25 protein-coding genes and 1 tRNA gene are annotated in these 25,344 nt (G+C 71.7%); 14 read left to right on the top strand and 12 right to left on the bottom strand.

The features are described 5' to 3' along the window. Positions 1-205 precede the first annotated feature (205 nt). Genes IEY99_RS05925 through IEY99_RS05915 form a run of 3 tightly spaced genes read right to left on the bottom strand, consistent with a single transcriptional unit; the run spans position 206 to position 2,485 of the window. On the bottom strand, positions 206-1,267 hold the full coding sequence (locus tag IEY99_RS05925; protein WP_189199974.1) for an iron-containing alcohol dehydrogenase family protein: 1,062 nt from the start codon (positions 1,265-1,267) through the stop codon (positions 206-208). Next, complete coding sequence (locus IEY99_RS05920) at positions 1,255-1,986, bottom strand: phosphocholine cytidylyltransferase family protein (RefSeq protein ID WP_189199971.1); 732 nt, start codon at positions 1,984-1,986, stop codon at positions 1,255-1,257. Before IEY99_RS05920 ends, IEY99_RS05925 begins: the two co-directional genes overlap by 13 nt. Before the next feature lie 49 nt (positions 1,987-2,035). Continuing rightward, a complete protein-coding gene (locus IEY99_RS05915) occupies positions 2,036-2,485 on the bottom strand; it encodes an NUDIX hydrolase (RefSeq protein ID WP_189199969.1) in 450 nt (149 codons plus the stop codon). 40 nt (positions 2,486-2,525) lie between these two features. Between IEY99_RS05915 and IEY99_RS05910 the strand changes: the two genes are divergently transcribed. The 3 genes from IEY99_RS05910 (at position 2,526) to eccB (ending at position 6,708) form a co-directional block, all read left to right on the top strand. After that, entirely contained in the window at positions 2,526-3,620 is a 1,095-nt protein-coding gene (locus tag IEY99_RS05910; protein ID WP_189199967.1) for an aminotransferase-like domain-containing protein, read from the top strand. Positions 3,621-4,054: 434 nt separating this feature from the next. Further along, on the top strand, positions 4,055-5,197 hold the full coding sequence (locus IEY99_RS05905; RefSeq protein ID WP_189199965.1) for a magnesium and cobalt transport protein CorA: 1,143 nt from the start codon (positions 4,055-4,057) through the stop codon (positions 5,195-5,197). Between the two features lie 50 nt (positions 5,198-5,247). Next, a complete protein-coding gene (gene eccB / locus IEY99_RS05900) occupies positions 5,248-6,708 on the top strand; it encodes a type VII secretion protein EccB (RefSeq protein WP_189199963.1) in 1,461 nt (486 codons plus the stop codon). A 71-nt stretch (positions 6,709-6,779) separates the two neighbouring features. On the opposite strand, the gene IEY99_RS05895 is transcribed toward eccB, so the two are convergent. After that, entirely contained in the window at positions 6,780-7,424 is a 645-nt protein-coding gene (locus tag IEY99_RS05895; protein ID WP_229798152.1) for a hypothetical protein, read from the bottom strand. 162 nt (positions 7,425-7,586) lie between these two features. Between IEY99_RS05895 and IEY99_RS05890 the strand changes: the two genes are divergently transcribed. Together IEY99_RS05890 and IEY99_RS05885 are read left to right on the top strand one after the other, a co-directional pair. Beyond that, positions 7,587-8,117, top strand: coding sequence for a peptidylprolyl isomerase (locus tag IEY99_RS05890; RefSeq protein WP_189199961.1), 531 nt, complete (start codon positions 7,587-7,589; stop codon positions 8,115-8,117). Between the two features lie 10 nt (positions 8,118-8,127). Beyond that, positions 8,128-9,042: a rhomboid family intramembrane serine protease gene (locus tag IEY99_RS05885; RefSeq protein WP_189199959.1), complete on the top strand. Its 915-nt coding sequence runs from the start codon at positions 8,128-8,130 to the stop codon at positions 9,040-9,042. On the opposite strand, the gene IEY99_RS05880 is transcribed toward IEY99_RS05885, so the two are convergent. Further along, the gene (locus tag IEY99_RS05880) at positions 9,001-9,444 is read right to left on the bottom strand and encodes a PH domain-containing protein (protein WP_189199957.1); all 444 of its coding nucleotides are present in this window, start codon (positions 9,442-9,444) and stop codon (positions 9,001-9,003) included. The genes IEY99_RS05885 and IEY99_RS05880 overlap by 42 nt on opposite strands. 37 nt (positions 9,445-9,481) lie before the next feature. Here IEY99_RS05880 and IEY99_RS05875 point away from each other — a divergent pair, with 37 nt between their 5' ends. Both IEY99_RS05875 and IEY99_RS05870 read left to right on the top strand, forming a co-directional pair. Beyond that, entirely contained in the window at positions 9,482-10,612 is a 1,131-nt protein-coding gene (locus tag IEY99_RS05875; RefSeq protein WP_189199955.1) for a thiolase family protein, read from the top strand. 58 nt (positions 10,613-10,670) lie between these two features. Further along, entirely contained in the window at positions 10,671-11,114 is a 444-nt protein-coding gene (locus IEY99_RS05870) for a hypothetical protein (RefSeq protein WP_189199954.1), read from the top strand. Here IEY99_RS05870 and IEY99_RS05865 read toward each other — a convergent pair. Next, positions 11,111-11,986 (bottom strand): transketolase family protein, encoded by an 876-nt coding sequence (locus IEY99_RS05865; protein ID WP_189199952.1) that lies wholly within the window; start codon positions 11,984-11,986, stop codon positions 11,111-11,113. The two genes, IEY99_RS05870 and IEY99_RS05865, sit on opposite strands and share 4 nt — an antisense overlap. A 2-nt stretch (positions 11,987-11,988) precedes the next feature. Next, the gene (locus tag IEY99_RS05860) at positions 11,989-12,675 is read right to left on the bottom strand and encodes a thiamine pyrophosphate-binding protein (RefSeq protein ID WP_189199950.1); all 687 of its coding nucleotides are present in this window, start codon (positions 12,673-12,675) and stop codon (positions 11,989-11,991) included. A 49-nt stretch (positions 12,676-12,724) separates the two neighbouring features. Between IEY99_RS05860 and soxR the strand changes: the two genes are divergently transcribed. The 3 genes from soxR to IEY99_RS05845 all read left to right on the top strand — a co-directional run bounded on the left by soxR (position 12,725) and on the right by IEY99_RS05845 (position 16,029). Beyond that, on the top strand, positions 12,725-13,162 hold the full coding sequence (gene soxR, locus IEY99_RS05855) for a redox-sensitive transcriptional activator SoxR (protein WP_268245093.1): 438 nt from the start codon (positions 12,725-12,727) through the stop codon (positions 13,160-13,162). Positions 13,163-13,280: 118 nt separating this feature from the next. Then, entirely contained in the window at positions 13,281-15,485 is a 2,205-nt protein-coding gene (locus IEY99_RS05850; RefSeq protein ID WP_189199948.1) for a molybdopterin oxidoreductase family protein, read from the top strand. A gap of 145 nt (positions 15,486-15,630) precedes the next feature. Next, the gene (locus IEY99_RS05845; protein WP_189199946.1) at positions 15,631-16,029 is read left to right on the top strand and encodes a response regulator; all 399 of its coding nucleotides are present in this window, start codon (positions 15,631-15,633) and stop codon (positions 16,027-16,029) included. Between the two features lie 40 nt (positions 16,030-16,069). On the opposite strand, the gene IEY99_RS05840 is transcribed toward IEY99_RS05845, so the two are convergent. From IEY99_RS05840 to IEY99_RS05830, 3 genes are all read right to left on the bottom strand, one after another. Then, the gene (locus tag IEY99_RS05840; RefSeq protein WP_189199944.1) at positions 16,070-18,742 is read right to left on the bottom strand and encodes a response regulator; all 2,673 of its coding nucleotides are present in this window, start codon (positions 18,740-18,742) and stop codon (positions 16,070-16,072) included. A gap of 86 nt (positions 18,743-18,828) precedes the next feature. Next, the gene (gene coaD, locus IEY99_RS05835; protein ID WP_189199942.1) at positions 18,829-19,266 is read right to left on the bottom strand and encodes a pantetheine-phosphate adenylyltransferase; all 438 of its coding nucleotides are present in this window, start codon (positions 19,264-19,266) and stop codon (positions 18,829-18,831) included. 156 nt (positions 19,267-19,422) lie between these two features. After that, positions 19,423-19,510: transfer RNA gene (locus IEY99_RS05830), tRNA-Ser, on the bottom strand. A 113-nt stretch (positions 19,511-19,623) separates the two neighbouring features. On the opposite strand from IEY99_RS05830, the gene IEY99_RS05825 reads away from it, so the two are divergent. Beyond that, on the top strand, positions 19,624-20,598 hold the full coding sequence (locus tag IEY99_RS05825) for an NAD(P)H-quinone oxidoreductase (RefSeq protein WP_189199940.1): 975 nt from the start codon (positions 19,624-19,626) through the stop codon (positions 20,596-20,598). 69 nt (positions 20,599-20,667) lie between these two features. On the opposite strand, the gene IEY99_RS05820 is transcribed toward IEY99_RS05825, so the two are convergent. Next, on the bottom strand, positions 20,668-21,369 hold the full coding sequence (locus IEY99_RS05820) for a hypothetical protein (RefSeq protein ID WP_189199938.1): 702 nt from the start codon (positions 21,367-21,369) through the stop codon (positions 20,668-20,670). A gap of 264 nt (positions 21,370-21,633) precedes the next feature. On the opposite strand from IEY99_RS05820, the gene IEY99_RS05815 reads away from it, so the two are divergent. Next, on the top strand, positions 21,634-22,167 hold the full coding sequence (locus tag IEY99_RS05815) for an NADPH-dependent FMN reductase (RefSeq protein WP_189199936.1): 534 nt from the start codon (positions 21,634-21,636) through the stop codon (positions 22,165-22,167). Positions 22,168-22,300: 133 nt separating this feature from the next. On the opposite strand, the gene IEY99_RS05810 is transcribed toward IEY99_RS05815, so the two are convergent. Then, positions 22,301-23,416 carry an acyl-CoA dehydrogenase family protein gene (locus IEY99_RS05810; protein WP_189199934.1) on the bottom strand — a complete coding sequence of 372 codons (1,116 nt, stop codon included), beginning with the start codon at positions 23,414-23,416 and terminating at the stop codon, positions 22,301-22,303. Between the two features lie 652 nt (positions 23,417-24,068). Between IEY99_RS05810 and IEY99_RS34005 the strand changes: the two genes are divergently transcribed. Then, positions 24,069-24,623: a C40 family peptidase gene (locus IEY99_RS34005; protein WP_229798150.1), complete on the top strand. Its 555-nt coding sequence runs from the start codon at positions 24,069-24,071 to the stop codon at positions 24,621-24,623. Between the two features lie 41 nt (positions 24,624-24,664). Further along, positions 24,665-25,315, top strand: coding sequence for a GNAT family N-acetyltransferase (locus tag IEY99_RS05800; RefSeq protein WP_189199932.1), 651 nt, complete (start codon positions 24,665-24,667; stop codon positions 25,313-25,315). The last annotated feature ends 29 nt before the right edge of the window (positions 25,316-25,344 follow it).

Raw genomic sequence — 25,344 nt, 5'->3', positions numbered from 1 at the left:
CGCGCCGCCCGCGAGACGCGTCGGGTCTGCGCCACCCGCCACCCGGGTCGCGTCCGGGCCGCCCGGTGGTGCGCCGCCGGCTCCGGCGGATCCTCCGGTGGCGCCGGGACCGCCGGCCCCGCCGGGGCGGCCGGAATGCTGGCGGCTGACCCCGGATCCGCCCGCGGCCGGTCCCTGGCCGGGGAACGGCGCGGAGCCCGGGGGGTCAGCGGTCGGCGACGGCGTCGACATATTCGGCCAGCTTCCTGCTGATCTCGTCCGCGGACAGGGCGAGGTGCTCCAGAATCGTGTACCGGTCCGGCCTGGTCTTCGGGGCGAACTGCACGACCTCGACGAACTGCCGGGCCTCCAGGCCCACGTCGGCCGGGACGCGGGGCAGCTGGTGTCGAGCCAGGCAGTCCGACATCTGCGCGAAGCGCCGCTCGTCCCCCCGCAGGAACGTGCAGAACAGCGCCCCCAACCCGGCCAGCTCCCCATGCGACGCAGTACCCGGGAACAGGGTGTCCGTGGCGTGGATGATCTCGTGGCATCCGCCGCTGCACGGCCGGCTGCTGCCGCACACCGCCATGGCCAGGCCGCTCGAGATCAGGGTCTCCGCGAGAACCGTGACGAACGCGTCGTCCTGCATGTCGCCCGGCATGGTCAGGATCGCCTCGGCGCCGACGCGGGACAGCGAGGCCGCCAGGCCGTCGACCGGCTCGCCGCGCACCTCGCGGCCCAGGTCCCAGTCGGCCAGGGCGCTGATGTTGCTGATCACGTCGCCGATGCCGGCGCGGTTGACGCGTTCCGGTCCGTTGTCGACGAAGTCCAGGTCGACGATGACGGCGTAGGGGATGTGCACCCCGTAGGAGCCCTTGATGCCGTCGTTGATCAGGCTCGCGACCGGGGACGCGATGCCGTCGTGCGCGAGGCTGGTCCCCACCGAGACCATCGGCATGCCCCAGCGGTTCGCCGCGTACTTCGCCGCGTCGATCGTCTTGCCGCCGCCGATGCCGACGACCGCGTCGTAGGAGCGGCTCCGCAGCTTGGCGCTCAGCTCCAGCGCGGCGTCCAACGTTCCGCCGCTGGTGGTGAAGACGTCGGCCGAGCCCAGCGACGGCCGGATCAGGTCGGCGATCTTCTCGCCCTGGCCGGGCCCGACCACCACCGCGACGTCGCCGCCGGAGGAGATGCGCCCGTCGGCCAGGATGGTGCCCAGATCCGCGACGGCTCCCCGGCGTACGTCGATGTGCAGGGGGGTCTGGACGCTGCGGGCTAGTAACGGCATGCGATGTCCCGGGCCTTGGCCAGGTCCTCGTGGTTGTCCACCTCGACCCACGGGACGTCGCCGATGGTGGCCGCGCGGATCTCGCCGCCGCGGTTGGCGTACTCCTGGTAGCCGTCCTCGTAGTAGAGGTCGGGGTCGCGCTCCCAGGTGGCCTTGAGCGAGTCGGCCAGCTCGGCGGCCGCGGAGGCCTCGATGACCGTGGCGCCGATGTACTCGCCGAAGGCGTCGGCCGGGTCCATCAGCTTCGTGATCTTCGTGAGCCGGCCGTCGGCCGAGAAGACCGTCTTCATCTCCTCGTCGGCCAGCTTCTTGACGTTGTCGACGGCCAGCAGGATGCCGGGACCACGCTGGGCCAGCAGGGTGTGCTCGACGCTCACCGGGTGCACGGTGTCGCCGTTGACCAGCAGCGCGCCCTGGGCGAAGTGGTCACGCGCCAGCCACAGCGAGTAGGCGTTGTTCCACTCCTCGGCCTTGTCGTTGTGCACGAGGCTGATCTTGACGCCGTACTTCCGCTCGAAGGCGTCCTTGCGCTCCTCGACCGCGCCGGCGCAGTAGCCGACGACGACGGTCACGTCGGTGAGCCCCGCGGCCGCGAGGTTGCGCAGCGATATGTCCATGATCGTGGTCTCCCCGTCCACGGGGACGAGCGCCTTCGGCAGCGTGTCGGTGTACGGACGCAGCCTGCGTCCGGCGCCGGCGGCGAGTACCAGACCGATCATTGGTGGTCCTTCCGGGTCGAGGGGGTGCCTGCCGAGGATAGCCGTGCGCTCATCTACCGAGAGTGTGCAGGACGGCGAAGCCGTCCTCGGCGATCCGGCGGATCATCCCGTCGTCGAGCTCGCGGTTCTCGTCCAGCACCGCCAGCTCGCCCGGGCCGAGCCAGCGGAACTCCGTGTGTTTGCCCTCCTCCAGTCTCGGCTGGGAGAGGTCTCCGTCGACGCGGACGAGGAAATCCGTTTCGTGGCGGTCGAGCCCGTCGTCGCCGGTCCACGTGTGTTCGCCGGCGACACCCAGTACGGCGGCGAGGCGCCACCCGGTTTCCTCGTGCACCTCCCGCGCCAGCGCCTCCGTGACCGTTTCGCCCGGTTCCACGTGGCCGCCGACGATGTCCCAGGTGTTCGGGAAAAGCTTGCGTTCAGCGGACCGCCGCTGAAAGAACATGCGGCCGTCGGCGTCCACGACGAGAGCACCGGCGACCCGCAACGGCTCATGGGACATGGCAAAAGATGATATAGAGCCTGCTCGTAAGCTGGTGGGCATGACCGCTGAGCAGCTGATCTCATTCGCCCGGGGTGCCCCCTCGCTGGACATCGTCGACGTGGCCGGACTGAAGGCCGCCGCCGCGCGGGCCTTCGACGCCGATCCGGCCGGGGTGACCGCCTACGGCACGTCCGTCGGTTACGTGCCGCTGCGGAAGTGGATCGCGGAGAAGCACGGGGTCGCCCCGGAACAGGTCATCGTCACCAACGGCTCGCTGCAGGCCGACGCCTTCCTCTTCACCCACCTGGTCCAGGCCGGTGACGACGTGGTGGTCGAGAAGCCGACGTACGACCGCACTCTGCTGAACCTGCAGAACCTCGGCGGCAAGGTGCACCAGGTGACCATCCAGCCGGACGGCATCGACGTGGACGAGCTGCGCGGCCTGCTGGAGAACGGCCTGCGCCCCAAGCTCGCGCACATCATTCCGAACTACCAGAACCCCGCGGGTGTCACCCTTTCGCTGGACAAGCGGCGCGCGTTGCTCGCCCTCGCCGCCGAGTACGGCTTCGTGATCTTCGAGGACGACCCGTACGTGGACATCCGGTTCCGTGGCGAGGCGCTGCCCTCGATGCTCTCGATGGACGAGAACAACTCCGTCGTGCACGCGTCGAGCTTCACCAAGACCGTGTGCCCGGGGGTGCGCGTCGGCTACCTGGTCGGCCCGGCCGCGCTCATCGACGCGATCGCCAAGAAGGCCACCAACCTGTACATCTCGCCCGGCATGGTCTCCGAGGCGATCGTGCACCAGTTCTGCGTCTCCGGCGACATCGACCGCTCGATCCAGACGGTTAGCGCGGCCCTCGCCGAGCGGGCGCAGGTGCTGGCCGCCTCGATCCGCACGCACATCCCGGGCGCGACCTTCACCGAGCCGGACGGCGGCTACTTCCTCTGGGTGGATCTGCCCGAGGACGTGGACGTGGACGCGCTGTTCCCGGTGGCCATGAAGAAGGGCGTGGCCATCGTCAAGGGCAGCGACTTCCTGCTCGACGGCGGCAAGCACTCCGTACGCCTGGCCTTCTCCGCGGTGACCGTCGACCAGATCGACGAGGGTGTCCGGCGGCTGGCCGAGGCGATCGCCGAGGTCCGCGCCTGATACCTGCCTCACTGTCGGCTTTCCGACAGTTGGGCCTTTCTGCCGGTTCCGGGTTTCCCCCGGGACCGGCATTCGGCCCACAATGCTTGCGGCGTCAAACGCGTGAGCTGCGGTGTGACGCGATGACCTCCACCCCGCCCCCGGCGCCGGGCGGGCCGCTCGCACCCTCACCCCCCGGAATGCGGCCGGTCCGCCCGGCGCCATCGTCCGCCCGCCGGTCCTTGCGGCGGATTCCGCGAAGCGGCCCATCGGGCCACCGCGACCTACCGGTCGGCCGGCGGCCCGCCGCTCGACCAGCCCGAGCGGCCCGCGGCCTGCCGGGCGGCCCGTTCGGACGCGCGGCGTAAGCGGGCGGAGAACTGGGCACGTTCGCGGCGTAACCTCGGGCGGGCCCGTCGCCGAGGTTCGGGCCGATCACCCTGGGGGAGGCAGTCATGAGCGAGAGCAACCTGCGCCGTATCCGGACGAACGGCGTGAACAGGTCGCTGTCGCGGGCATGGACCGCACCCGTCAGGGCGATGAACCGCTTCCTCGGCACGACCGACGAGCCGGACACCACCCCGGGCGAGCAATTCCCCGGCAGCGCGGTGGTCGACTGCGGCGTGTACGTCGACGGCAAGCGCGAGCCCGGCGAGTTCTCCCCCGACGAGGCCCTGCGCGAGGCCTGCAGCCGCGACAACGCGTTCGTCTGGCTCGGGCTGCACGAGCCCACGCAGGCCGAGATGTCCGCGATCGCCCGCACCTACAACCTGCACGAGCTCGCCGTCGAGGACGCGGTCAAGGCCGAGCAGCGGCCGAAGCTGGAGCAGTTCGGCGCGGTGCAGTTCCTCGTCCTGCGCACCGCCCGCTACGTGCCGCACGGCGAGCTGACCGAGACGTCGCAGGTGGTCGAGACCGGCCAAATGATGATCTTTGTCGGGGACCGGTTCGTGATCACCGTCCGGCACGGCGACGCCACCCGGCTCGCGCCGGTGCGCGCCGACATGGAGGCGCGGGGCGATCTGCTCGCGCAGGGGCCGTGGGCGGTGGCGTACGCGGTCACCGACCGGGTCGTGGACGCGTACGTCGAGGTGGCCGACCAGGTCGAGGCGGACCTCGACATCCTCGAGGAGGGCGCCTTCTCGCGCGACGCCGGCAGCCCGGTGCAGGCGATCTACCAGATGAAGCGGGAGATCGTGGAGTTCCGCCGGGCGGTCGTCCCGCTGCAGCGCCCGCTCGCGACCATCACCGCACCGCAGAGCCGGCTGGTGCCCAAGGAGATACGGCGCTACTTCCGGGACGTGCAGGACCATCTGACGCGTACGGTCGAGCAGGTCTCCTCCTACGACGACCTGCTGAACTCGATCCTGCAGGCGCGCCTGGCCCAGGTGACCGTCGACCAGAACAACGACATGCGCAAGATCGCCGCCTGGGCCGGCATCTCCGCCATCTGGACCGCGTTCGCCGGCGTCTACGGGATGAACTTCGCGCACATGCCGGAGCTCGGCTGGCAGTACGGCTATCCGGGCGTGATCACGGTCATGCTGCTGATCTCGGTCCTGCTCTATCGTGCCTTCCGCCGCAACGGTTGGTTGTAGCCGGTGCCCGGCCTCTAGAGTGTCGAGGTCACCGCGGGGAGGGAAGTCGCGTGCCGTCTCGGCAGGATCAGCTGCACTCGTACCAGTACGCGCAGCAGCGGGTGGTGGCCGCGCTGGTCACCCATGACCCCGATCCGCACCGCTCCCCGCTGCGCAAGGCCGGCACCACCGTGCTCGTCGGCATCGTCGTCGCCGCGCTCGCGGTTGCCGGCGCCGCCGTCTACGGCCTGCTGACCGGCCGGGGCTCGGTGGACCCCAGGAACGAGGCGGTGGTCTTCCTGGAGAAGGGCACCGGCGCGCGGTACGTCTATCTCAAGTCCGACGACAAGATGCACCCGGTGCTCAACTACGTGTCCGGGATCCTGATCGCCAACTCGGCCACCCCCGAGCTGAAGAACGCCTCCCGGGAGAGCCTCGCGCGGGTACCGCTCGGCGAGCCGCTGGGCATCCCGGACGCGCCCGACTCCCTGCCGCCGGCCAAGGGCGGCCTGCTGGAGAACGTCTGGACGGTGTGCTCGCAGGCCCCGCAGGCGCAGGCCGGCTCCGCCCCGCCGCAGAGCGTGCTGTCGATCGGCGCCGGCGTCGGCGGCGGCACCGAGCTGCCCGTGCCACGCGCGGACACCCCGCCCGACCAGCTCCGGGGCCTGCTGGTCACGGACACCTCCGACCGGACTTTCCTGGTCTACAACAACAAGCGCTTCCGGATCCCGCCCGAGCGCCTGCAGCAGGTCCGCGTCCGGTTCCGGTGGAACCAGACGGCCCTGCCGGTCGCCGCGGCCTGGATCAACGCGGTCCCGATCGGCCCCGACCTCGGGCCGCCGGCGCTCGCCGACCCGGGCGCCCGCTCCCGCGCGCTGCCCGATCTCGAGGTGGGGCAGCTCCTGCGCATCGAGGGCGAGGGCAACACGCCCGACCAGTGGGGCATCGTGCTCGCGGACGGCGTGGCCGACCTCACCGACGTGCAGGCCAGCCTGATCCAGGCCGAGCCCGGCGCGCCGGCGGTCTCGGTGGTGACGACCACCGACTACGGCAACATGGCCCGGTCCGGATCGGGAACCCAGCTCGTCGACGCGGCCAACGAGGCCGGCCTGCCCCCGGCCGTACCCGTGCTGCTCAACGGCCCGGACAGCGTCTGCCTGACCTACGACGGCGCGGCGAACGGCCGCGTCACGGTCCGGATCGGCCCGGTCCTTCCGGTGGGCACCGCGGTGGCGGGCGAGCCGGCCGTGCCCGGCGGCGTCCGCGTCGACCGGGTGCACGTGCCGCGCGGCAAGGGGGCCGTGGTCGCCTCCGTCTCCTCGCCGAACGCCCCCGCCGGCAGCGGCACGGTCAGCATCGTCACCGACACCGGGCGCCGCTATCCGCTGGCCGGGCGCGACGTGCTGGCCAAGCTGGGGTACGGCGGCATCTCACCGCAGACGGTCCCGGGCCAGTTGGCGGCCCTGCTGCCGCAGGGTCCCTCGCTGGATCCGGTGCGCGCCCGCGAGGCCAACGCCGGGCAGCGGGACTGACGCCGAACGCACCACGGCGGGCGGGCTCCCGTGCCGGGGAGCCCGCCCGCCGTACGGCGCGAACCGAGGGGTCAGCTCTTCTTGCTGTCGGGAAGCAGCGCGGGGTCGGAGTTGACCGCACCGACGGCCGGCGTGGAGCTGCCCGCCGGCGTCACGAAGCCCGACTGGCCGGAGAGGTCGGCCGGCTCGAACGCCGCGTCGTCGGCTCCGGTGGTGCTGGTGGTGGCGCTCAGCGGGCGGCTGGGGTCGTACTCGTCCCACTGGTCGGTGCGGCGCTTGCGCATCGCGTACGCCCCGGCCGCGCCGATCGCGGCGCCGGCCAGCGCGAGCTTCACCAGCCTGCCGCCGGTGCTCTTCTTGCGGCCGGTCGCCTTGCTGGCCCGCTTCTCCAGCTTCTTGGCGTTCTTCATGCTCGCCTTGGCGGCCTTCTTGTTGGCCTTGGCCGACTTCTTGCCGGTCTCCTTGGCGTTGCTGCTCGCCGCCGCCACCAGCGGTCCGAGCGTCGCGATGGCGGCGTCCCAGCCGCTGGTCGCCGCGCCCTTCGCCTTGCTGGCCGCCGGCTGCACGCGGTCACGTGCGGCGGCGAACTTGGGCCCCACGGTTGCGCTGGTCTCCTGGGCGGCGAGCGAGGCCGCACGCTTGAAGTGATCCATGCTCTGGCCGAGCTCGCTCTTCATCTTCGCGTTGCGGTTCTTCCGTCGCATTGTTGCGAACACCAGTGCACCTCCTGTGGTTCTCTCCCGGGTCCATGCTGCCCCCTTGGGTACCCCCGCGTACCCGGTTCTGACACATGCGGCAGGATCCGAACTGCAAAGAACTGTCCAGCGCCGGTCGGCGAGGCAGCGGACCGGCGACCGCGACACCCGTTAGGAGTACCCGTGGCTGAGAAGCTTTACGCCACCCTGCACACCAACCACGGTCCGATCCGGCTCCAGCTCTTCCCGGACCACGCGCCGGCCACCGTGCGCAACTTCGTGGAGCTTGCGGAGGGCACCAAGGACTACACCGACCCGCGGACCGGCCAGAAGGGCAGCGGCCCGTACTACGACGGGACCATCTCGCACCGGGTCATCGCCAACTTCATGATCCAGATGGGCGACCCGACCGGCACCGGTCGCGGCGGCCCGGGCTACCAGTTCGCCGACGAGTTCCACCCCGAGCTGCAGTTCGACCGTCCGTACCTGCTGGCCATGGCCAACGCCGGCCCGGGCACGAACGGCTCGCAGTTCTTCATCACGGTCAGCCCGACCCCGCACCTCAACCGGCGGCACACCATCTTCGGCCAGGTCGCCGACGAGCAGTCCGCCAAGGTCGTGGACTCCATCGCCACCACGCCGACCGGTCCCGGCGACCGTCCCCGCGAGGACGTCGTCATCGAGCGCGTCGAGATCGATCGGGTCGCCGGATAGTCTTTGACCCATGAGTGAGTCTCCGGTGACGGTTCCGGTCTGCTACCGACACCCGTCGAAGGAGACCTATGTCCGGTGCACCCGCTGCGAGCGGCCGATCTGCCCGGACTGCATGAACGAGGCCTCGGTCGGCCACCAGTGCCCGGAGTGCGTCGCCGAGGGGCGGCGCACTCAGCGGTCGGCCCGCACCGCCTTCGGCGGCAGCGCGGCCGGCCGTGCCGGCACGGTCACCAAGGTCCTCATCGGCGTCAATGTGTTCGTGATGATCGCCTCCATCATGTCCGGCGGCGCGAACGCCGTCGCCGGCGGCGGCTGGGGTGGCCTGCTCGGCAGCGACACCCCGCTGACCCGGTGGGGCGCCGTGCTGGGCGGCGCGGTCTACGGCCCGGCCGGCGAGCTGGCGGTGCACGGCATCGCCGGCAACGGCGAGTGGTATCGCCTGATCACGGCCATGTTCCTGCACTACGGCGTGCTGCACCTGCTGATGAACATGTACGCCCTGTGGATCCTCGGCCGCGATCTCGAACGGGCGCTCGGTCCGCTGCGCTTCGTCGCCCTCTACGCGCTCGCCGGCCTGGGCGGCAACGTCGCGGCGTACGTCTTCTCCGCGCCCAACCAGAGCACGGCCGGCGCCTCCACCGCCGTCTTCGGCCTGATGGCGGCCATCTTCGTGCTGCTCAAGCGCCTCAACCTGAGCGTCGCCCCGATCCTCCCGGTGATCGTCATCAACGTGATCTTCACCTTCGCGGTCACCGGAATCTCGGTCGCGGGCCACCTCGGCGGCCTGGTCACCGGCGGCGTCGTCGCGGCGATCCTGGCGTACGCCCCGCGGGCGCGGCGCAACCTCGTGCAGGGCGCCGGACTGGCGGCGGTGTTCGTCTTCCTAATGGTGATCGCGATCTACCGCACCCTGACACTGCTCTGACAGCCGCTGCAAAGCGAGTGCCACGTCCTCCGGTGCCACGCCCAGCTCCGGTGCGCCGAACAGGTGCAGGCTCTCCCCCGCGTCGATCTCCAGCAGCTCGCTGCGGATGCCGCGGCGTGCGCGGCGGTCCACCCGGATCCGCTCGATCTGCGACCACGGCAGGTGGCGCCGCCCGGCGAAGCCCACGGCCACGGTGACGCCGGTGGTGTCCGCCGCCAGCCGTACCGGGTGAAGCAAGTCACGCACCCCCCAGACGACCAGGCCGAGTCCGGCCGTCACCGCCAGCACCCACTGCACCGGATCGCGCCTGCCGACCGCGACCACCAGGACGACCAGGGCCGCCGCGCCGAGAAGTTTGACGGCGGGTAGGGCGAGCTTCACGCGCCACTGGAGAGGTGCCATGGTCACAACTATCGCAGTCTCGCGTAACGTCGGCGGTATGCGAGATGCGGTGATCGTCGGGGCGGTGCGGACCCCCGTGGGACGGCGGAACGGCGGGCTTGCGGGAGTGCACCCGGTCGATCTTTCGGCCGGGGTGCTGCGCGCCCTGGCGGAACGGTCCGGGCTCGACCCGGCCGATGTCGAGGACGTGTTCTGGGGCTGCGTCTCCCAGGTCGGCGAGCAGTCGTGGAACATCGGCCGGCACGCCGTGCTCGGGGCCGGCTGGCCGGAGTCGGTGCCCGCCACGACCATGGACCGGCAGTGCGGCTCCAGCCAGCAGGCGCTGCACTTCGCGGCCGCGACCGTGCTCTCCGGCCAGGCCGACCTGGTGGTGGCCGGCGGCGTGGAGTCGATGAGCCGGGTGCCGATGGGCTCCAGCGCCGCCGGTGCGGATCCCTACGGCGAGACGGTCCGCCGGCGCTACGACAACGCCGTCTTCAACCAGGGCGTCGGCGCCGAGATGATCGCCGAGCGCTGGGGCTTCTCCCGCCAGCAGCTCGACGAGTACGCGCTGGCCAGCCACGCCGCCGCGGGCAAGGCGCAGGACGCGGGCGAGTTCGACGCCGAGATCGCCCCGGTCGGCGACGTCGGCCGCGACGAGGGCATCCGCCGGGACACCACGCTGGAGAAGCTCGCCGGGCTGAAGACCCCGTTCAAGCCCGACGGCGTCGTCACGGCGGGCTCCGCCTCGCAGATCTCCGACGGTGCCGCCGCGCTCGCCGTCACCACCTCACGCTGGGCGGCCGCGCACGGCCTGCGGCCGCTGGCGCGCATCCACACCGCCGTGGTCGCCGCGGACGATCCGGTGATCATGCTGACGGCGCCCATCCCGGCCACCGCGAAGGCGCTCGCCAAGTCGGGCCTCAGCCTCGACGACATCGGGGTGTACGAGGTGAACGAGGCGTTCGCGCCCGTACCGCTGGCCTGGCTGGCGGAGACCGGCGCCGACGCGTCCCGGCTCAACCCGCGCGGTGGCGCGATCGCTCTCGGTCATCCGCTCGGCGCGTCCGGCGCCCGCATCATGACCACGATGCTGCACCACATGCGGCAGAACGACATCCGCTACGGCCTGCAGACCATGTGCGAGGGAGGCGGAATGGCGAACGCGACGGTGGTGGAGATTCTGTAATTCGATATTCATCGTGACGACCCCGCGCCTTCCACTTCCGGTCATGCGTTAACGGCACATGGACGTGTTCTCCCGTACGTTCCTTCCCGCCGCGGCCGAGGCCGGGGTCGCCATTCCCACCGTGAGCCGGCACATGCCGATCTTCCGCCGCTGTGTGGAACCCGACGACGCGACGGTGCTGGTCACCCGCTGCGTCAACCCGGACCGTCCGCTGGCCGGCGACTTCCTGCTGCTGCTCACGTACCGCCGGCTGGTGATCACCCAGGAGACCCGGGTGCTGCACCGGCTGCGGCTGCACCTCAACGCGAACCTGCGCCACCTCAGCGACGTGACCTGGAATCCGGACCTGCGCCAGGCCGTCGTCGAGGTCGCGGCCACGGCCGTCGACGGGGTCCGGGAGCGGTTCCGCATGCGCGTCGGCGAGCCGGACCGCGTCTGGCACTTCGACGCTCTGCTCAAGCACGTCTTCCGCGACCGCCGCGGTCTCCCGGTCGCCGTCTAGTCCCGGCCCAGGAAGGCGCTGATCGAAGCGCGCAGGCCGGCCGGGTCGAGGCCGTGCCAGCGGGCGTGGTCGGCCGGGGTGCCGTAGCGGCGCTCCTCGGTCCGGGCCACTCCCAGGTGCAGTTCCCGATGCGGCACGGTGGAGAGCGCCGCGGAGACGATCCGGCTGGACGTTCCGGAGAGGTACGGCTCCACGACGACGATCTCGCCGGTGACCAGTTCGCGCAGCCGGCCGGTGTCCAGCGGGCGCGGCGTGTTCGTGTAGGCCACGGTGACGTCCAGGCCGGTGGCGAGGACGGCGTCGAGCATCGGTCCGACGGCCAGCACCACCGCGCCGCCCGCCGGGCCGCGGCGGATCACCTTGAGGTCGACTCCCGGATAGGCGTGCCGGTTCTGCTGGGTGGAGAGGCGGACGTACACCCGGTCGTCGTGCCGCGCGGCCGCCCGGAGCAGCTCCGGCACCTCGTCCGGGTGACCGGGCACGTGCACCGTCCAGCCCTCGAGGGTGTCGAGCAGCGCGACGTCTCCCGGCGACTGGTGCGTGTAGCCCTCGGCCGACGCGTCGTAGGAGGCGCCGATGCTCACCAGCACCGCGCCCGCGTCCTGGTGGCCGAGGTCGAGCTTGATCTGCTCGTAGGCCCGGTCCACGACGAACGGTGCGTACGAGTGCACGTACGGTCGCATGCCGGTGAGCGCGAGCCCGCCCGCGACGCCGGTCATGAGCTGTTCGCGGATCCCGACGTTGATCACCCGGTCGGGGTGGCGCCGCAGCGCCGGCGCGAAGGCGGCGGCGGAGATGTCGGCGAGGACGAGGGCGGTCCGCGGGTCCTCCTGCAGGAGCGCGGTCGTGGTGGCGACGAACGTCTCGCGCATGGTCAGAATCCCTTCGGTGCGACGGTGGCGACGACGACGTGCGGCCGGCGCCGCCGCCGGTCCGGTCGCAGCGCTACTTCCAGCGCGTCGCGGTCGTGTCCGTCCACGGAGGACACGCTCCAGTCGACGAAGTGGCTCGCGATCCCGCCCGGCCAGCCGTGGGTGGCGGACCGGTTGTCGACGACGATCGCGGTCAGCGGCAGCCCGGTCGCGGCCGCGTACGCGATGGCCTCGTGGTTGGAGCCCTCGTCCAGCTCGGCGTCGCCGAGGAGGACGAACGTGTGCGCGTCGTCGTACCCCTGAGCCCGCAGGCCCAGCGCGGTGCCGACGGCGAGCCCGAGACCGTGACCCAGCGATCCGGTCCCGATCTCCACCCCGGGGATCAGCACGCGGTCGGGGTGGTGACCGAGGCGGCTGGTGCTGCTCGCGAGGTCGTCGAGCCACTCCGCGGGGATGAAGCCCTTGGCGGCGAGGACGGCGTAGTAGGCGGCGGGACCGTGCCCCTTGGAGAGCAGGAACCGGTCGCGGTCGGGCTCGTCGGCAGTCTCGGGTGAGACGCGCAGGATACGGTCGTAGAGCACCCACAGGACGTCGAGCGTCGAGTACGCGCTGGGCTCGTGCTTGCGGTCGCCGGTGATCCGGGTGAGCAGCGGTCCGAGCGGATCTGGTCTTACGGCAGTCGCGGTCATATCCTCACCCTGCAACTTGAACTTCACTTCAACTCAAGGAAGGGCGCCCGTGGAACTGCTCACCATCGGCGACATGGCGGCCCGCAGCGGCGTGGCCCCGTCGGCACTGCGCTACTACGAGCGCGAGGGTCTGATCCGCTCGACCCGTACGGGCGGCAACCAGCGCCGCTACGAGCGCCACGAGCTGCGCCGGGTGGCGTTCATCAAGATCGCGCAGCAGGTCGGGGTGTCGCTGGAGGAGATCCGCACGGCGCTGGCCGCACTGCCGGAGAACCGGACCCCCACCAAGGCGGACTGGGCCCGGCTGTCCGCGCGGTGGCGGCGCAAGCTGGAAGAGCGCATCGCCGTGATGCAGCGGCTGCGCGACGAGCTGACCGGGTGCATCGGCTGCGGCTGCCTCTCGCTGCAGCGCTGCAAGCTGATCAACCCTCAGGACCGGCTCGCGGCACGCGGCGAAGGCGCCCAAATGATCATCAATCCGCCGTAAACCGCTGCGGCGGATGCGTTGTTCCTTCCGCCGAACCGTGGCCAGGCGCCGGTCTCGGTGTGATACTCGCCGGTAGCAACCGAGGGCCGCGGTGCCGCGGCCGGAAGGCTGGTGGCTCGTGACGGACGACACGACGCGTACGGCGTACCGGACCTGCCCGCTCTGCGAGGCCGCCTGCGGCCTCGAGCTCACCGTGACCGGCGACCGGATCGTGTCCGCCCGCGGCGACCGGCGGCACGTCTTCAGCGGCGGCTTCATCTGCCCGAAGGGCGCCACCCTGGGGCAGCTGACCGCCGATCCGGACCGGCTGCGCCGCCCCCTCGTGCGGCGCGGCGACCGCCACGAGGAGGTCGGCTGGGACGAGGCGTTCGCGGCCGTCGAGGCGGGGCTGCGCCCGGTCCTGGACCGGCACGGCCCCGACGCCGTCGCGCTGTATCTGGGCAATCCCAACGTGCACACGATGGCGGGCAGTCTCTACGTGTCGCCGTTGCTCCGTGCCGTAGGCAGCCGCAACATCTTCACCGCCAGCACCGTCGACCAGATGCCGAAGCACGTGGCGTGCGGCTACCTGTACGGCAGCCCGCTGGCCATCCCGGTGCCCGATGTGGACCGTACCGACCTGCTGCTGATGCTCGGCGCCAACCCGTGGGAGTCCAACGGCAGCCTCGCCACCGCGGCCGACTTCCCCGGCCGGCTCAAGGCGATCCAGGCCCGCGGCGGCCGGTTCGTGGTGGTCGACCCGCGGCGCACCCGCACCGCCGAACACGCCGACGAGCACCTGTTCATCCGGCCGGGCACCGATGCGTACCTGCTCTTCGGGATCGTGCACACGCTGTTCGAGGAGGGGCTGACCGACCTCGGGCGGCTCGCCGGCCACGTGACGGGCGTCGAGGAGGTCCGGGAACTGGCCCGCGCCTTCGCCCCCGAGGTGGTGACCGCGGCCTGCGCCGTACCGGCGGATCGCATCCGCGGCCTCGCGCGAGAGCTCGCGGCCGCGCCCACGGCGGCCGTGTACGGACGGATCGGCACCTGCACGGTCGAGTTCGGCACGCTGACCAGCTGGCTCGTCGACGTCGTCAACGTGCTCACCGGAAACCTGGACCGTCCCGGTGGTGCGATGTTCCCGCTCGCCGCCCACCTGCGTACGCGGCCACAGCCGGGCGGGAAGGGCTTCCGCACCGGGCGGTGGCACAGCCGGGTCCGCGGGCTGCCCGAGGTCAAGGGCGAGCTGCCGGTCGCCACCCTCGCGGACGAGATCGAGACGCCGGGTGACGGGCAGGTCCGCGCGTTCGTCACCGTGGCCGGCAACCCCGTGCTGTCGACGCCGAACAGCGGGCGGCTGGACCGGGCGCTCGGCGGGCTCGACTTCATGGTGAGCGTCGACCCGTACCTCAACGAGACGACCCGGCACGCCGACGTCGTCCTGCCGCCCACCGACGCCGCCCGCAAGGGACACTACGACTTCTCGTTCCTGGCGCTCGCGGTGCGCAACTTCGCGGCGTACTCGCCGCCCGTGCTGCCGCCGGATCCCGCAGAGATGGACGAGTGCGACATCCTCGCGCGGCTCACGCTCATCGTCACCGGCAAGGGCGCCGGTGCCGACCCTGCGGAGCTGCACGAGCACATGCTGCAGGAAGCGCTGACCAAGGCGGGGGCAGCCGAGCTCCGGGCGGTGGTCGACGGAGACCATCCGGCCGAGCGCCTGCTCGACGTCGCGCTGCGCACCGGCGCGTACGGGGACCGGTTCGGCGCCCGGCCCGACGGCCTGTCCCTGGCCCGGCTGCTGGCCAACCCGCACGGCGTCGACCTCGGACCGCTGCAGCCGAGGATCCCGGAGATCCTGCAGACGCCGAGCGGCACGATCGAGCTGTGCCCGCCGCCGATCGCGGCAGACGTGGCCCGGCTGAGCGAGGCGCTCCCCCGCCGGCGCGACGACCTCGTCCTCGTCGGCCGCCGCCACCTGCGTTCCAACAACAGCTGGATGCACAACGTCCCGGCGCTGGTGAAGGGCCGGGACCGGTGCACCCTCCACATGCACCCGGAGGACGCGGATCGGCTCGCGCTCGCCGACGGCGACGAGGCGGAGCTGCGGTCGCGCGCGGGCACGGTGGCGGCACGGGTGGAGGTCACCGACAAGGTGATGCCCGGCGTCGTGAGCCTGCCGCACGGCTGGGGACACGGCATGCCGGGAACCCGCATGTCGGTCGCCGCGGAGCGGCCGGGTGTGAACAGCAACGTGCTGACCGACGAGTACGCCACCGACCCGCTGTCGGGAAACAGCGTGCTGAACGGCATCCCGGTCGAGATCAAGGCGCTCCCGTGACCGGGTAGTTGTCCATCTGCAACAGTCGCGTTCCGGTCCACCCGTTCGAGGGAACTCACCCGGGCTGAATCGGTTACCCGTGGGGACGGATGCGGACCGCCGTACCGTGGCGCGAGCGCGGTGGACACACTTGGGGTGGGTGCGGATGGCGGTCGTGGTGGTTGCGGAAGACGATGATGACCTGCGAGCGATCGCTGTGCGGTTGCTGAGTCGCGGCGGTCACCGCGTGACTGCCGCTCCCAACGGCGCCGAGGCGTTGCGGCTGGTGGGCGAGGAGCGCCCCGACGTCGTGGTGTCCGATATCGACATGCCGGTCATGTCCGGAGTGGACCTTTGTCTCGCCATCCGGGCCGATCCGGCCCTTCGTGAGCTGCCGGTGGTGTTCATCAGCGGGAGCCTCGTGCCGGGTGACGATCGTCCCGTCCGGGCTCAGGCCACGACCATGCTGCGCAAACCGTTCACCGCGCAGGAGCTGCTGGGCTGCGTGGAGAAGGCCCTGCACAGCGGCCACCAGCCGGGTCAGGAGCCGTTCGACTGCCCGTAGCACCCCGCTGCGGCATCGGCTCGCCGGCCGCGGGCCGGGCTCAGGCGACGGCCATGTCCGCGTCGAGCGTCAGGCCGGTCAGTTCGCCGACGGTACGGGCCATCTCGGCGAGTCCGTCGGCGGTGCCGGTCTTGTCGGCGATGGCGATGACCTTGCCGCTGAGGCGGTTCTTGTCGGTCGCGCTGAGGGTGTGCGCCGTGAGCACGACCACCGGGATGCCCCGGGTGGCCGGGTCGTTGTGCAGGGCGGCGATGACGTCGAAGCCGTCCAGGCCCGGCATGAGCAGGTCGCAGATGATCAGGTCGAAGTGCCGGGAACGGGCCGCCGCGAGACCGTCGACGCCGTTGCCGGCGGTGGTGACCTGGATGCCTTCCGCGCTGAGCGTGGCGTCGATGAGATCCAGGCTCTGCGCGTCGTCGTCGATCGCCAGCACGGACAGGTGCTCGTCGCCGCCGGGCGGGACCAGACCGTGGCGGGCCATCCAGGTGAGCAGGGTGCTCCGGTCGACGGGTTTGACGAAGTAGTCGACGGCGCCGAGAGCCACTCCGATCGCGGCGTCGTCATGGACGCTCACGATGAGCACGGGTACGTGCCGCAGCCGTGCATCGCGCTTCAGCTCGGCCAGCACTTGCCACCCGTCGATGTCGGGAAGCTCGATGTCGAGCAGGATGGCCTCGGGGTCGTTGGCGCGCGCGGTGGCCAGTCCCTGTTCGCCGGTTGCCGCGACGGCGACGTCATAGCCGGCGCGCCGCAGGTGGGTGGAGAGCAGTTCCGCCGCGGCCGGATCGTCCTCGATGACCAGCACCCCGCCGCCGGACCCGGCGTCGGCGGCGCCGGCCTCGGTGGCCGCGGGGTCGGCGGTCGGCAGGTAGACGGTGAACTTCGCGCCGTGACCCGGTTGCGAGACCAGGTCGATGCGCCCGCCGTGCGCGTGCACCAGACGGCGGGTCAGCGCGAGCCCCAGGCCGGTCCCGCCGGCCCGCTGGTGTTCCTCGCCGACCTGCTGGAATTCCTCGAAGGCGCGCTGCTGGTCCTCGGCGGCGATGCCGGGGCCGGTGTCCGCCACGCTGATCGCGACGTCATGGCCGACGCGGCGGGCGGTGACGAAGACCTTGCCCCGCTCGGGGGTGAACTTGATCGCGTTGGACAGCAGGTTCGTCACGATCTGGCGCAACCGCGTCGGATCCGCATGGGCCCGCAGCGGCGACGCGGCCACGGTGACGTCCAGTTGTTTGCGCTGGGAGAGCGCGTCCAGGGTGGTGATCACCTCGTTGATCGCCTGCTGCACGTCCACCGGCTGACAGCGCAGCTGGACGTTGCCGGACTCGATCTTGGCGAGGTCGAGGACCTCGTTGATCAGGTTGAGCAGATGCTTGCCGCTGGAATGGATGTGGCCGATCCACTCCGTCGGCACGCTGGTCTGCCCGTCCGCGGCCGGCTCCGTGCGCATCAGGTCGCTGAAACCGATGATCGCGTTCAGCGGGGTCCGCAGCTCGTGGCTCATGTTCGCCATGAAGTCGCTCTTGGCCTTGCTCGCGACCGTCAGGGCGGCGACCGAGGCGGACAGTTCGCCGGTGAGCCGGTCACGGTCGCTGAGCAGCTCCGCGCGTTGCCCCAGCGCGGCGGCCTGGCCGGCGAGCTCCCCGAGCAGCTGCACGTCGTCGTCGGTGAACAGGCTGCGGTGGGTGTTGAACAGCAGCAGGACCGCGGCGCCGCCCGGCAGCCGCAGCGGCGCCACGGTGACGAAGCGCAACCCGCCGGCCCGCGCGTATTCCAGTGCCTCCGCCGGCGGCGGCCGCCGGCGGTCGTCGACGCTGGTGCTGCCGCTGAACCCGAGCAGTTCGGCGCAGGCGGCCGCCGTGCGGGCCGTGGCCGGCCGGCTCGGTACGCCGACCAGGGCGGCCTCGTCGAGTGACCCGTCGCCGGCGGGCGTGAGCACGACCACGCCGCCCGAGGACGTGGCCCGGCGCACCGCCTCGGCATAGCACTGCCAGATCTGCGAGGCGGGGGCGTCCGGCGGCGCCTGCAGCAGCTGACGCACGACGTCGTACGCGGCCCGGTTCGACCATGCCCGCCGGGCCCATGCCGGGGGTGCGAACGCCATCAGGTAACCGGCCGCGGACACCAGGGCGATGAGCCGGGCCGCCTGCCGTGCCCGCTGGGCGGCCTCCGGGTCACCGGAGCCGGCCCCGGCGAGCAGGATGGCCACCGCGAACAACGCGGTGGCCGCCGCCGCCAGCCACAACCGGGTCCGCGCCGCCCCGGCGCGCGCCACCGCCAGGCGGGCCAGGAACCACGCGGCGACGACCTCCGTGACCACGAACACGGCCACCACGACCAGCACGGCCGGGGGGCTGAGGACCTCGCCACCGAGGATGAGCAGCACGCCGCTGACCAGCCAGCCCGCGAACGCCGACCAGTACACCGCGGCCGGGACCGGACCGACCCGCCGGGCCACCCGCAGGGTCAGGAACGGCTGCCCGAGCAGCAGCACGGACGCCGCCACCGCGACCAGCCGCGGCGGCTCACCCACCACCTGGCTCAGCACGGCGAGAACGAACAGCACCGCCATGGCCGAGAACATCACCACCACGTCGCGGTGCAACGGGTCACGCCGGCGCAGATATCCGACCAGGAGGCGAAGGAACACGGCGGTGAACAGGGCCTCCGCCACCAGCGTCAACCACAGGGCTCCGACGCTCTCCTCTGCCATAGCCAGAACGTACAACTCGGGCCTATTGCCTCAATGGTGAACGCGCCTTTTCGCTGGTGCCTCCCACTGGCCGGACAGGGACCCGGTCAAGCACGAAGCGCACGCACCGCCGTGGAGGACACCGCCGCCAATCCGGGGCGCGCCGGCACCAGAAACGTCGTGATCCCCAGCTGCTCGTTCATCGCCGCCAGCCGGTACTCGTGGCGCATGTCGGTGTGGTTCCGGATGCCGCGGACGATCACGCCGGACTGGTGCTCATGACAGAACGCGGCCGTCAGGCCCTCCCAGGCCGTCACCGTCACATTGCTCCAGCCCTCGGGAAGCTGGCTGCGAAGAGCCACCAACCGCTGCTCCTGCGTCGTAGCCGGCTGCTTCTCACCATTCACCGCTATGAGCACTGTGACCCGAGGGAACAGGTGCCTGATCCGATCGACGACATCAAGGTGCCCGGCGGTGAAGGGATCGAAGGTTCCCGGGTAGACCGCATGCGAGCCGCGCCGGCTGTTCCGCGTGGGGTCGGACATCGATCGAGGTTAGCCGTGCGCCGGGACGGTACGGGCACGGAGCGTGCAACGTCACACGACGAAGGTTGCCGGGAGACCAAGCGGTTCGTCCCGGGTGAGACGCGCCGCTGACCGGGAGCCTACCCAGGTCAGCGGCGGTCTCTCCTCCTCATCAGGCGGAGGGCGTGGGATTCGAACCCACGGAGACGCGGAACGCCTCACCGGTTTTCAAGACCGGCGCCATCGGCCACTAGGCGAGCCCTCCCGAGTGACGGCACTCAGTTTGCCAGATCGACGCACGTGCCGCGGAACGGACACCGGCCGGGCGCCCGGCCGGCTTCCCGTTTCTTGTCGGACCCCTCGGGCAAGCTGTCAGGCATGCACGCCATCGTGATCGAAGAGCCGGGTGGGCCGGAGGCGCTCGTCTGGGCCGAGGTGCCGGATCCCGAGCCGGGGCCGGGCGAGGTCGTCGTCGAGGTCACGGCCGCGGCCGTCAACCGGGCGGACGTCATGCAGCGGCAGGGTCACTATCCGCCGCCGCCGGGGGCACCGCCCTATCCCGGGCTCGAATGTTCCGGCGTCGTCGCCGCGGTCGGACCCGGGGTGACCGGGCACCACCTCGGCGAGCGGGTGTGCGCACTGCTGGCCGGTGGTGGCTACGCCGAGCGGGTCGCCGTGCCGGCCGGTCAGTTGCTACCGGTTCCGCAGGGCCTGTCGCTCCAGGAGGCCGCGGCGTTGCCGGAGGTGGCCTGCACCGTCTGGTCGAACGTGGTCGACATCGCCCGCCTGCGCAAGGGTCAGACGCTGCTCGTGCACGGCGGCGGCGGTGGCATCGGCACGTTCGCGATCCAGCTGGGCAAGGCGCTGGGTGCGACGGTCGTCGTGACCGCGCGCGAGCCGAAGCACGAGCAGCTCCGGGCACTCGGCGCCGACCTCGCCGTCGACTACACGGCCACCGACTTCGTCGAGGCGACCCGCGACTTCACCGGGGGCCGCGGCGCCGACGTGATCCTCGACATCATCGGCGCGAAATACCTGTCCAGAAACATCGCCGCGCTCGCCACCGGCGGCCGCATCGTGACCATCGGCCTGCAGGGCGGCCGCAAGGGCGAGCTCGACTTCGGCGCCCTGATGGCGAAGCGTGCGGCGATCACGGCGACGACCCTGCGCGCCCGCCCGGTCGAGGACAAGTCCCGCATCGTCCGGGGCGTCCACGACATGGTCTGGCCCCTCGTCGAGGCCGGCGCGATCCGCCCGATCATCGACCGCACGGTCGCCCTGCGCGAGGCGGCGGAGGCTCACCGACTGATGGAGGCCAGCGACCACCTGGGCAAGATCGTCCTGCTCCCCTGACCCGCGGCGACGCAGGGGGCGACGTCGCCGCAGGTCAGCCTTCCTCTAGGTGTGGGTGCAGACCGTGTCTCAGACCGGCACGGTGGTGACTCCGGAGAAGACGCGCAGATTCCAGGAGCAGCCGGAGGCGGTGCTGATCTCGAAGAAGCCGAGACGTCCGCCCTCGTGGCCGTTCAATGTCACCGAGCCCGACTGCTTCTCCGAACCCACGTACTCGTATCCGCTCGTCTTGCCCTCCCACGTCAGATAGAGGAAGGGGAAGTTGGTGTCGGGGCAGTTCCACGAGGCGACGGCCTTGTAGTCCACCGTCGGCACGTTGATCGTGCGGCTCTTCCAGGGCGTCGCGGTGCCGTGCCAGTTGGCGATCTCGCGGGACCGGGTCTGCACCACCTGCACCGCGTCGAGCCGTGCGGCGTTCCTCCGGGCCGCCGTACCCGCGAAGACCGCCTTCCACGTGCCCGTCGTCTCGGCGGTGAAGCGGCGGGTGAAGTTTCCCGCGTCCGTGGCGGTGGCGAAGCCTTTGTAGACGTACGCGTTCGCCGCGGTGCCCGCCTTGCGGAAGTAGAAGCTGATCCGGCTCCGGTTGCCCGTCGCGCCCACCCACACGCGCCCGGACAGGGTCACGGGCTTGCCCTTGACCACCGGCTCCGGCGCGGCGTTGAAGGTCATCTTCACCGCTGCGGGGGCGGCCTGCGCGGGCGTCCCCGGCGCCGCGACGATGGCCGCCGCCGCGGTCAGGAGGGTCAGGAACAGGGAGGGCTTGCGACGCATCGGCCGGAACCTTTCGGGCGTTAAGTGGCTTATGTCCGAAGTCTGGCAGCCGTGCTGTCGACAGTCGAGGGTTGCCGGGAAGACCACCGGGTCCGGTTAGTCCGAATGGCGCCGGTGATAACCCGTTCGCCTCGGGCCACCGCCGACCGGGGAAGCAAACGGCGACCGGCTACCGCCCGGCGGAATCCCGGGAAAGCCGTGGCGCCGTGCCGCGCCGGGCTCTGCGTTGACTTCAACCGAGGTTGAGATTTTAGCGTCGCCGGCATGGATATCACGCCGCTCCGTGTCGCAGTCATCATCGGCAGTGCCCGCGAGGGCCGCTTCGGTCCCACCGTGGCCGCCTGGGTCGCCGCCGAGACAGCGAGGCGCCGCGACATGGAAGCCGAGACCGTGGATGTGGCCGAGGCCGGGAGCGGCACCGTCACCAAGCAGCTGGGGTGGGCCGACGCCTTCGTCGTCGTCACCCCCGAGTACAACCACAGCTTTCCCGCACCGCTCAAGGCCACGATCGACGATCACTACAGCGAGTGGACGGCCAAGCCGGTCGCCTTCGTCTCGTACGGCGGACTGTCGGGCGGCCTGCGCGCGGTCGAACAGCTGCGCCCGATCTTCGCCGAGCTGCACGCCGTCACGGTGCGCGACACGGTGAGCTTCCACGGCGGCCGCCGCTGCTTCGACGCGGACGGCCGTCCCACCGATGCGGAGAGCGTCGTCGCGGCGGGACGGATGCTGGACCGGCTTGCCTGGTGGGCCCACGCCCTGCGGGACGCCCGCTCGATCCGGCCCTACGCGAGCTGAGCTCCACGGAACGCCGCCGCACCGTTCCGGGCCGCTCCGCGGGGGGAGAGGCCGGGTACGGAGGCGGCGTTCCGTGTCGCTCCCGGGAAGGCGGTTCGGCCGCCGGACCGCCCGGCGGCGCAAACGTCCGAGGTCATAGGCGCGCGGTCGGCACCGAATCGGCGAGGCCGAGCAGGACCGCGCCCGCCGCTTCCGTGACGTCGCCGGAGACCATGGCGTGCTGGGTGGCCACGTGGACGTCCCGGAAGTGCCGTTGCAGCGGGCTGGAGTCGTACACGGCGCTTCCTCCGGCGGCGTGGTAGAGGAGGTCGACCGCTCGCGCCGCGTTGCGGGTGGCGGTGGAGATCGCGAGTCGCAGCCTGGCCCGGCGCAAAGCGTCCGTCTCCGGCGTGGCCGCCGGCACCACCGCGGTGACCGAGTGCCGCAGGTAGGCCAGCCCGGCCCCGTGCAGCGCCGTGGCCTCCGCGACCGCGGCCCGGACGGCCGGCTTCGCCGCGATCGCCTCGCCGGTGAGCGGATTGCGCTTGGTCCGGGCCAGCTCGCCGAAGTCCTCGATCGCCGCCCGCGCGATGCCCAGTGACACCGCGCCGATGCCGAGAGCCAGCAACGACAGGGCCGGGAAGGCGTACAACGGTCCTTTCTGGACCGGCGCCTCGGCCAGGCTGAACGTGCGGTCGGCGGGCACGAGAACGTCGTCGGCGGTGAAGTCGTGGCTGCCGGTGCCGCGCAGGCCGGCGACCTCCCAGGTGTCGTGAATGGTCAGTGCGGCGGGATCCAGCACGGCGAGGCGTACGCCCTCGGGCGTGAGCATGCCGCCGACCAGGTGGGTCGCGTGCCGGCAGGCGCTCGCGAACGCCCATCGGCCGCGCACCCGGTATCCGCCCTCGACCGGCGTCGCCCGGCCCGTGGGTGCGGCGACGCCGGCGATGAGGAACCGGGGATCGCGCACCAGGTCCATGGCCGTGGCGGGCGGCAGGTAGGCCAGCGTCATCCCGGTCGCGGCGCCGACCATCGCGCACCAGCCCGTCGAACCGTCGGCCCGTCCGAGCTCCTCGAGGACGTCCACGAGCAGGCTCGGCTCCGCCTCCGAGCCGCCGTACTGTTCCGGGACCGCGAGCTTGAAGACACCGAGGCCGGCGAGCTGGTCGACGACTGCCGGGGGGAGGTTGCGGTCCTGTTCGATCTGGGGCGCCAGCTTGCGGATGGCCGGGGTCAGGGCCCGGATGTCGTCGAGCAGTGAGATCGCCATGATGCCGAGTATTCCGGATGATCGATATCGCCGGCATGGCCTACGTGGACCCGGGTTGCTTCCGCGCTGCGCGCAGGGCCGGCCGGGCGGGTCGTGAGCCGCTCGGAACGGCATTGTGGACCCGTTTCCGCCGGGGCGAAAATCGTTGACGTCGGTGTAAATGAGCTGGTAGAGCGCGGTGGAGGGCGGGAATCGACGGTGGAGCCGGATGGAATTTCCCGGTTCCGCCGATGACCGCGCCGAATGTGTGTTGGCATGGTCGGAGGAATTACCAATAACGCCCGGGTTCCCATTGTCGCCGTTCTCCGGCCGACACCGGCACGGCGGAGGTTCCGTCGTGCTTCGGGATTCGCGTGAGTGCCCCGGGCCTATTTCGGAGGCTCTACTGTCCCGTCCGTCCACCGGCCGCGTGCTGGCCGCCGGCGCCCTGGCGCTGGCCGTGACCGCACCGGCCCTCGAAACCGCCGTGCCTGCTGAAACGCAGAATCCGCTCCATCCGATCGCGTCCGCCGCCGCAGCGGTGACGCCATTGCTGGAGGCCCGCGACCGAGACCGCGCGGCCTCCCGGGACGCGATCCGCCCTGCCGCCCTCACGCCGGGTGCGGTTCAGGCTCAGATTCCGACGGTACGGACGGAGGAGCCGGGTCCCCTCGTGGCGGCGACGATGGGGATCGCCGACCGCATGGCCGAGGCGGAACGCCGCCTCGCCGCCCGGCGAGCTGTCCAGCGCGTGGCCGCCCAGCGCGTGGCCGCCCAGCGAGCCGCCGCCCAGCGAGCCGCCGCCCGGCGGGCGGCGGCCCAGCGAGCCGCCGCGCGTAAAGCCGCGGCCGTCGCCCGGCGAGCCGCCGTCCGGCAGCGCGCCGCGCGGGGCTCGTCCGCGCGGATGGCGTCGGTCGTCAGCTTCGCCCGGGCCCAGATCGGCAAGCGCTATGCCCGCGGCGGCGAGGGCCCGCGCGCGTTCGACTGCTCCGGCTTCACGAAGACCGCGTACGCCCGGGCCGGCCTGCGCCTGCCACACTCCTCGGGCGGACAGGCCGCGCGGGCACGCATCGTCTCGCGGGCCGCGGCGCGCCCCGGTGACCTGGTCGTCGGCCCCGGCCATGTGGGCGTGTACATGGGGCGCGGAATGATGATCGACGCCGGGAACCCGCAGACCGGGGTGGTGTATCGCAGGCTCTACGCCGGGCTGCACATCGAGCGGTTCTGAATCGTTCGTACGGTATCGCCCCGGGAGCGAGAATCGCTCGCATGATTGCCGACCACTGGCCCCTCTTCGGCCTGCGCCTGCGGACGCCGCGGCTCGAACTGCGGGTGCCGGACCTCGCCGACCTCGGCCGGCTCGCCGACCTGGCGGCGGCCGGGGTGCACGACCCGGCGGCGATGCCGTTCGTCACGGCCTGGACCGACACCACCGGCGAGCGGCGGGCCCGCAGCGTCCTGCAGTGGGCCTGGACCCAGTGGGGGCGGTGGTCGCCCGCCGACTGGTCGCTGCAGCTCGTGGCGGTCGCCGACGGGCAGGTGATCGGCACGCAGGACGTCAACGCCAAGGACTTCGCCACCGTACGGGTGGTCGGCACCGGGTCCTGGCTGGGGCGGGAGCACCAGGGCCGGGGCTTCGGTACGGAGATGCGGGCCGCCGTGCTCGACCTCGCGTTCACCGGGCTCGGCGCCGAGGCCGCCACCTCGGAGGCGTTCGAGGACAACGACGCCTCGTACGGTGTCTCGCGCAAGCTCGGCTACGCCGACGACGGCACGGACTGGCACGCGGTTCGGGGGCGCCGGGTCCGGGGCCGGCGGCTGCTGCTGGACCGGCCGCGGTGGCAGGCGGCGCGCACGATCGACGTGGAGATCACCGGCCTGGAGCCGTGCCTGCCGCTGTTCGGGCTGGCCGGCGACTAGGACCTGGGCCCGTACAGCAGTCGGCACCT

It is taken from the genome of Couchioplanes azureus (assembly GCF_014648355.1).
Classification (GTDB): domain Bacteria; phylum Actinomycetota; class Actinomycetes; order Mycobacteriales; family Micromonosporaceae; genus Actinoplanes; species Actinoplanes azureus.
This window is presented reverse-complemented; position numbering and strand designations above follow the sequence as displayed.

Bases quoted from the DNA above. Each gene is read 5' to 3' on its own strand.
- IEY99_RS05875 (WP_189199955.1), top strand. From the start codon at position 9,482: ATGCGAGATGCGGTGATCGTCGGGGCGGTGCGGACCCCCGTGGGACGG.
- IEY99_RS05915 (WP_189199969.1), bottom strand. From the start codon at position 2,485: ATGTCCCATGAGCCGTTGCGGGTCGCCGGTGCTCTCGTCGTGGACGCC.
- IEY99_RS05845 (WP_189199946.1), top strand. From the start codon at position 15,631: ATGGCGGTCGTGGTGGTTGCGGAAGACGATGATGACCTGCGAGCGATC.
- IEY99_RS05825 (WP_189199940.1), top strand. From the start codon at position 19,624: ATGCACGCCATCGTGATCGAAGAGCCGGGTGGGCCGGAGGCGCTCGTC.
- IEY99_RS05910 (WP_189199967.1), top strand. From the start codon at position 2,526: ATGACCGCTGAGCAGCTGATCTCATTCGCCCGGGGTGCCCCCTCGCTG.
- IEY99_RS05870 (WP_189199954.1), top strand. From the start codon at position 10,671: ATGGACGTGTTCTCCCGTACGTTCCTTCCCGCCGCGGCCGAGGCCGGG.
- IEY99_RS05880 (WP_189199957.1), bottom strand. From the start codon at position 9,444: ATGGCACCTCTCCAGTGGCGCGTGAAGCTCGCCCTACCCGCCGTCAAA.
- IEY99_RS05815 (WP_189199936.1), top strand. From the start codon at position 21,634: ATGGATATCACGCCGCTCCGTGTCGCAGTCATCATCGGCAGTGCCCGC.
- IEY99_RS05925 (WP_189199974.1), bottom strand. From the start codon at position 1,267: ATGCCGTTACTAGCCCGCAGCGTCCAGACCCCCCTGCACATCGACGTA.
- IEY99_RS05865 (WP_189199952.1), bottom strand. From the start codon at position 11,986: ATGCGCGAGACGTTCGTCGCCACCACGACCGCGCTCCTGCAGGAGGAC.
- IEY99_RS05840 (WP_189199944.1), bottom strand. From the start codon at position 18,742: ATGGCAGAGGAGAGCGTCGGAGCCCTGTGGTTGACGCTGGTGGCGGAG.
- IEY99_RS05800 (WP_189199932.1), top strand. From the start codon at position 24,665: ATGATTGCCGACCACTGGCCCCTCTTCGGCCTGCGCCTGCGGACGCCG.
- IEY99_RS05885 (WP_189199959.1), top strand. From the start codon at position 8,128: ATGAGTGAGTCTCCGGTGACGGTTCCGGTCTGCTACCGACACCCGTCG.
- IEY99_RS05905 (WP_189199965.1), top strand. From the start codon at position 4,055: ATGAGCGAGAGCAACCTGCGCCGTATCCGGACGAACGGCGTGAACAGG.
- IEY99_RS05810 (WP_189199934.1), bottom strand. From the start codon at position 23,416: ATGGCGATCTCACTGCTCGACGACATCCGGGCCCTGACCCCGGCCATC.
- IEY99_RS05860 (WP_189199950.1), bottom strand. From the start codon at position 12,675: ATGACCGCGACTGCCGTAAGACCAGATCCGCTCGGACCGCTGCTCACC.
- coaD (WP_189199942.1), bottom strand. From the start codon at position 19,266: ATGTCCGACCCCACGCGGAACAGCCGGCGCGGCTCGCATGCGGTCTAC.
- IEY99_RS05820 (WP_189199938.1), bottom strand. From the start codon at position 21,369: ATGCGTCGCAAGCCCTCCCTGTTCCTGACCCTCCTGACCGCGGCGGCG.
- IEY99_RS05920 (WP_189199971.1), bottom strand. From the start codon at position 1,986: ATGATCGGTCTGGTACTCGCCGCCGGCGCCGGACGCAGGCTGCGTCCG.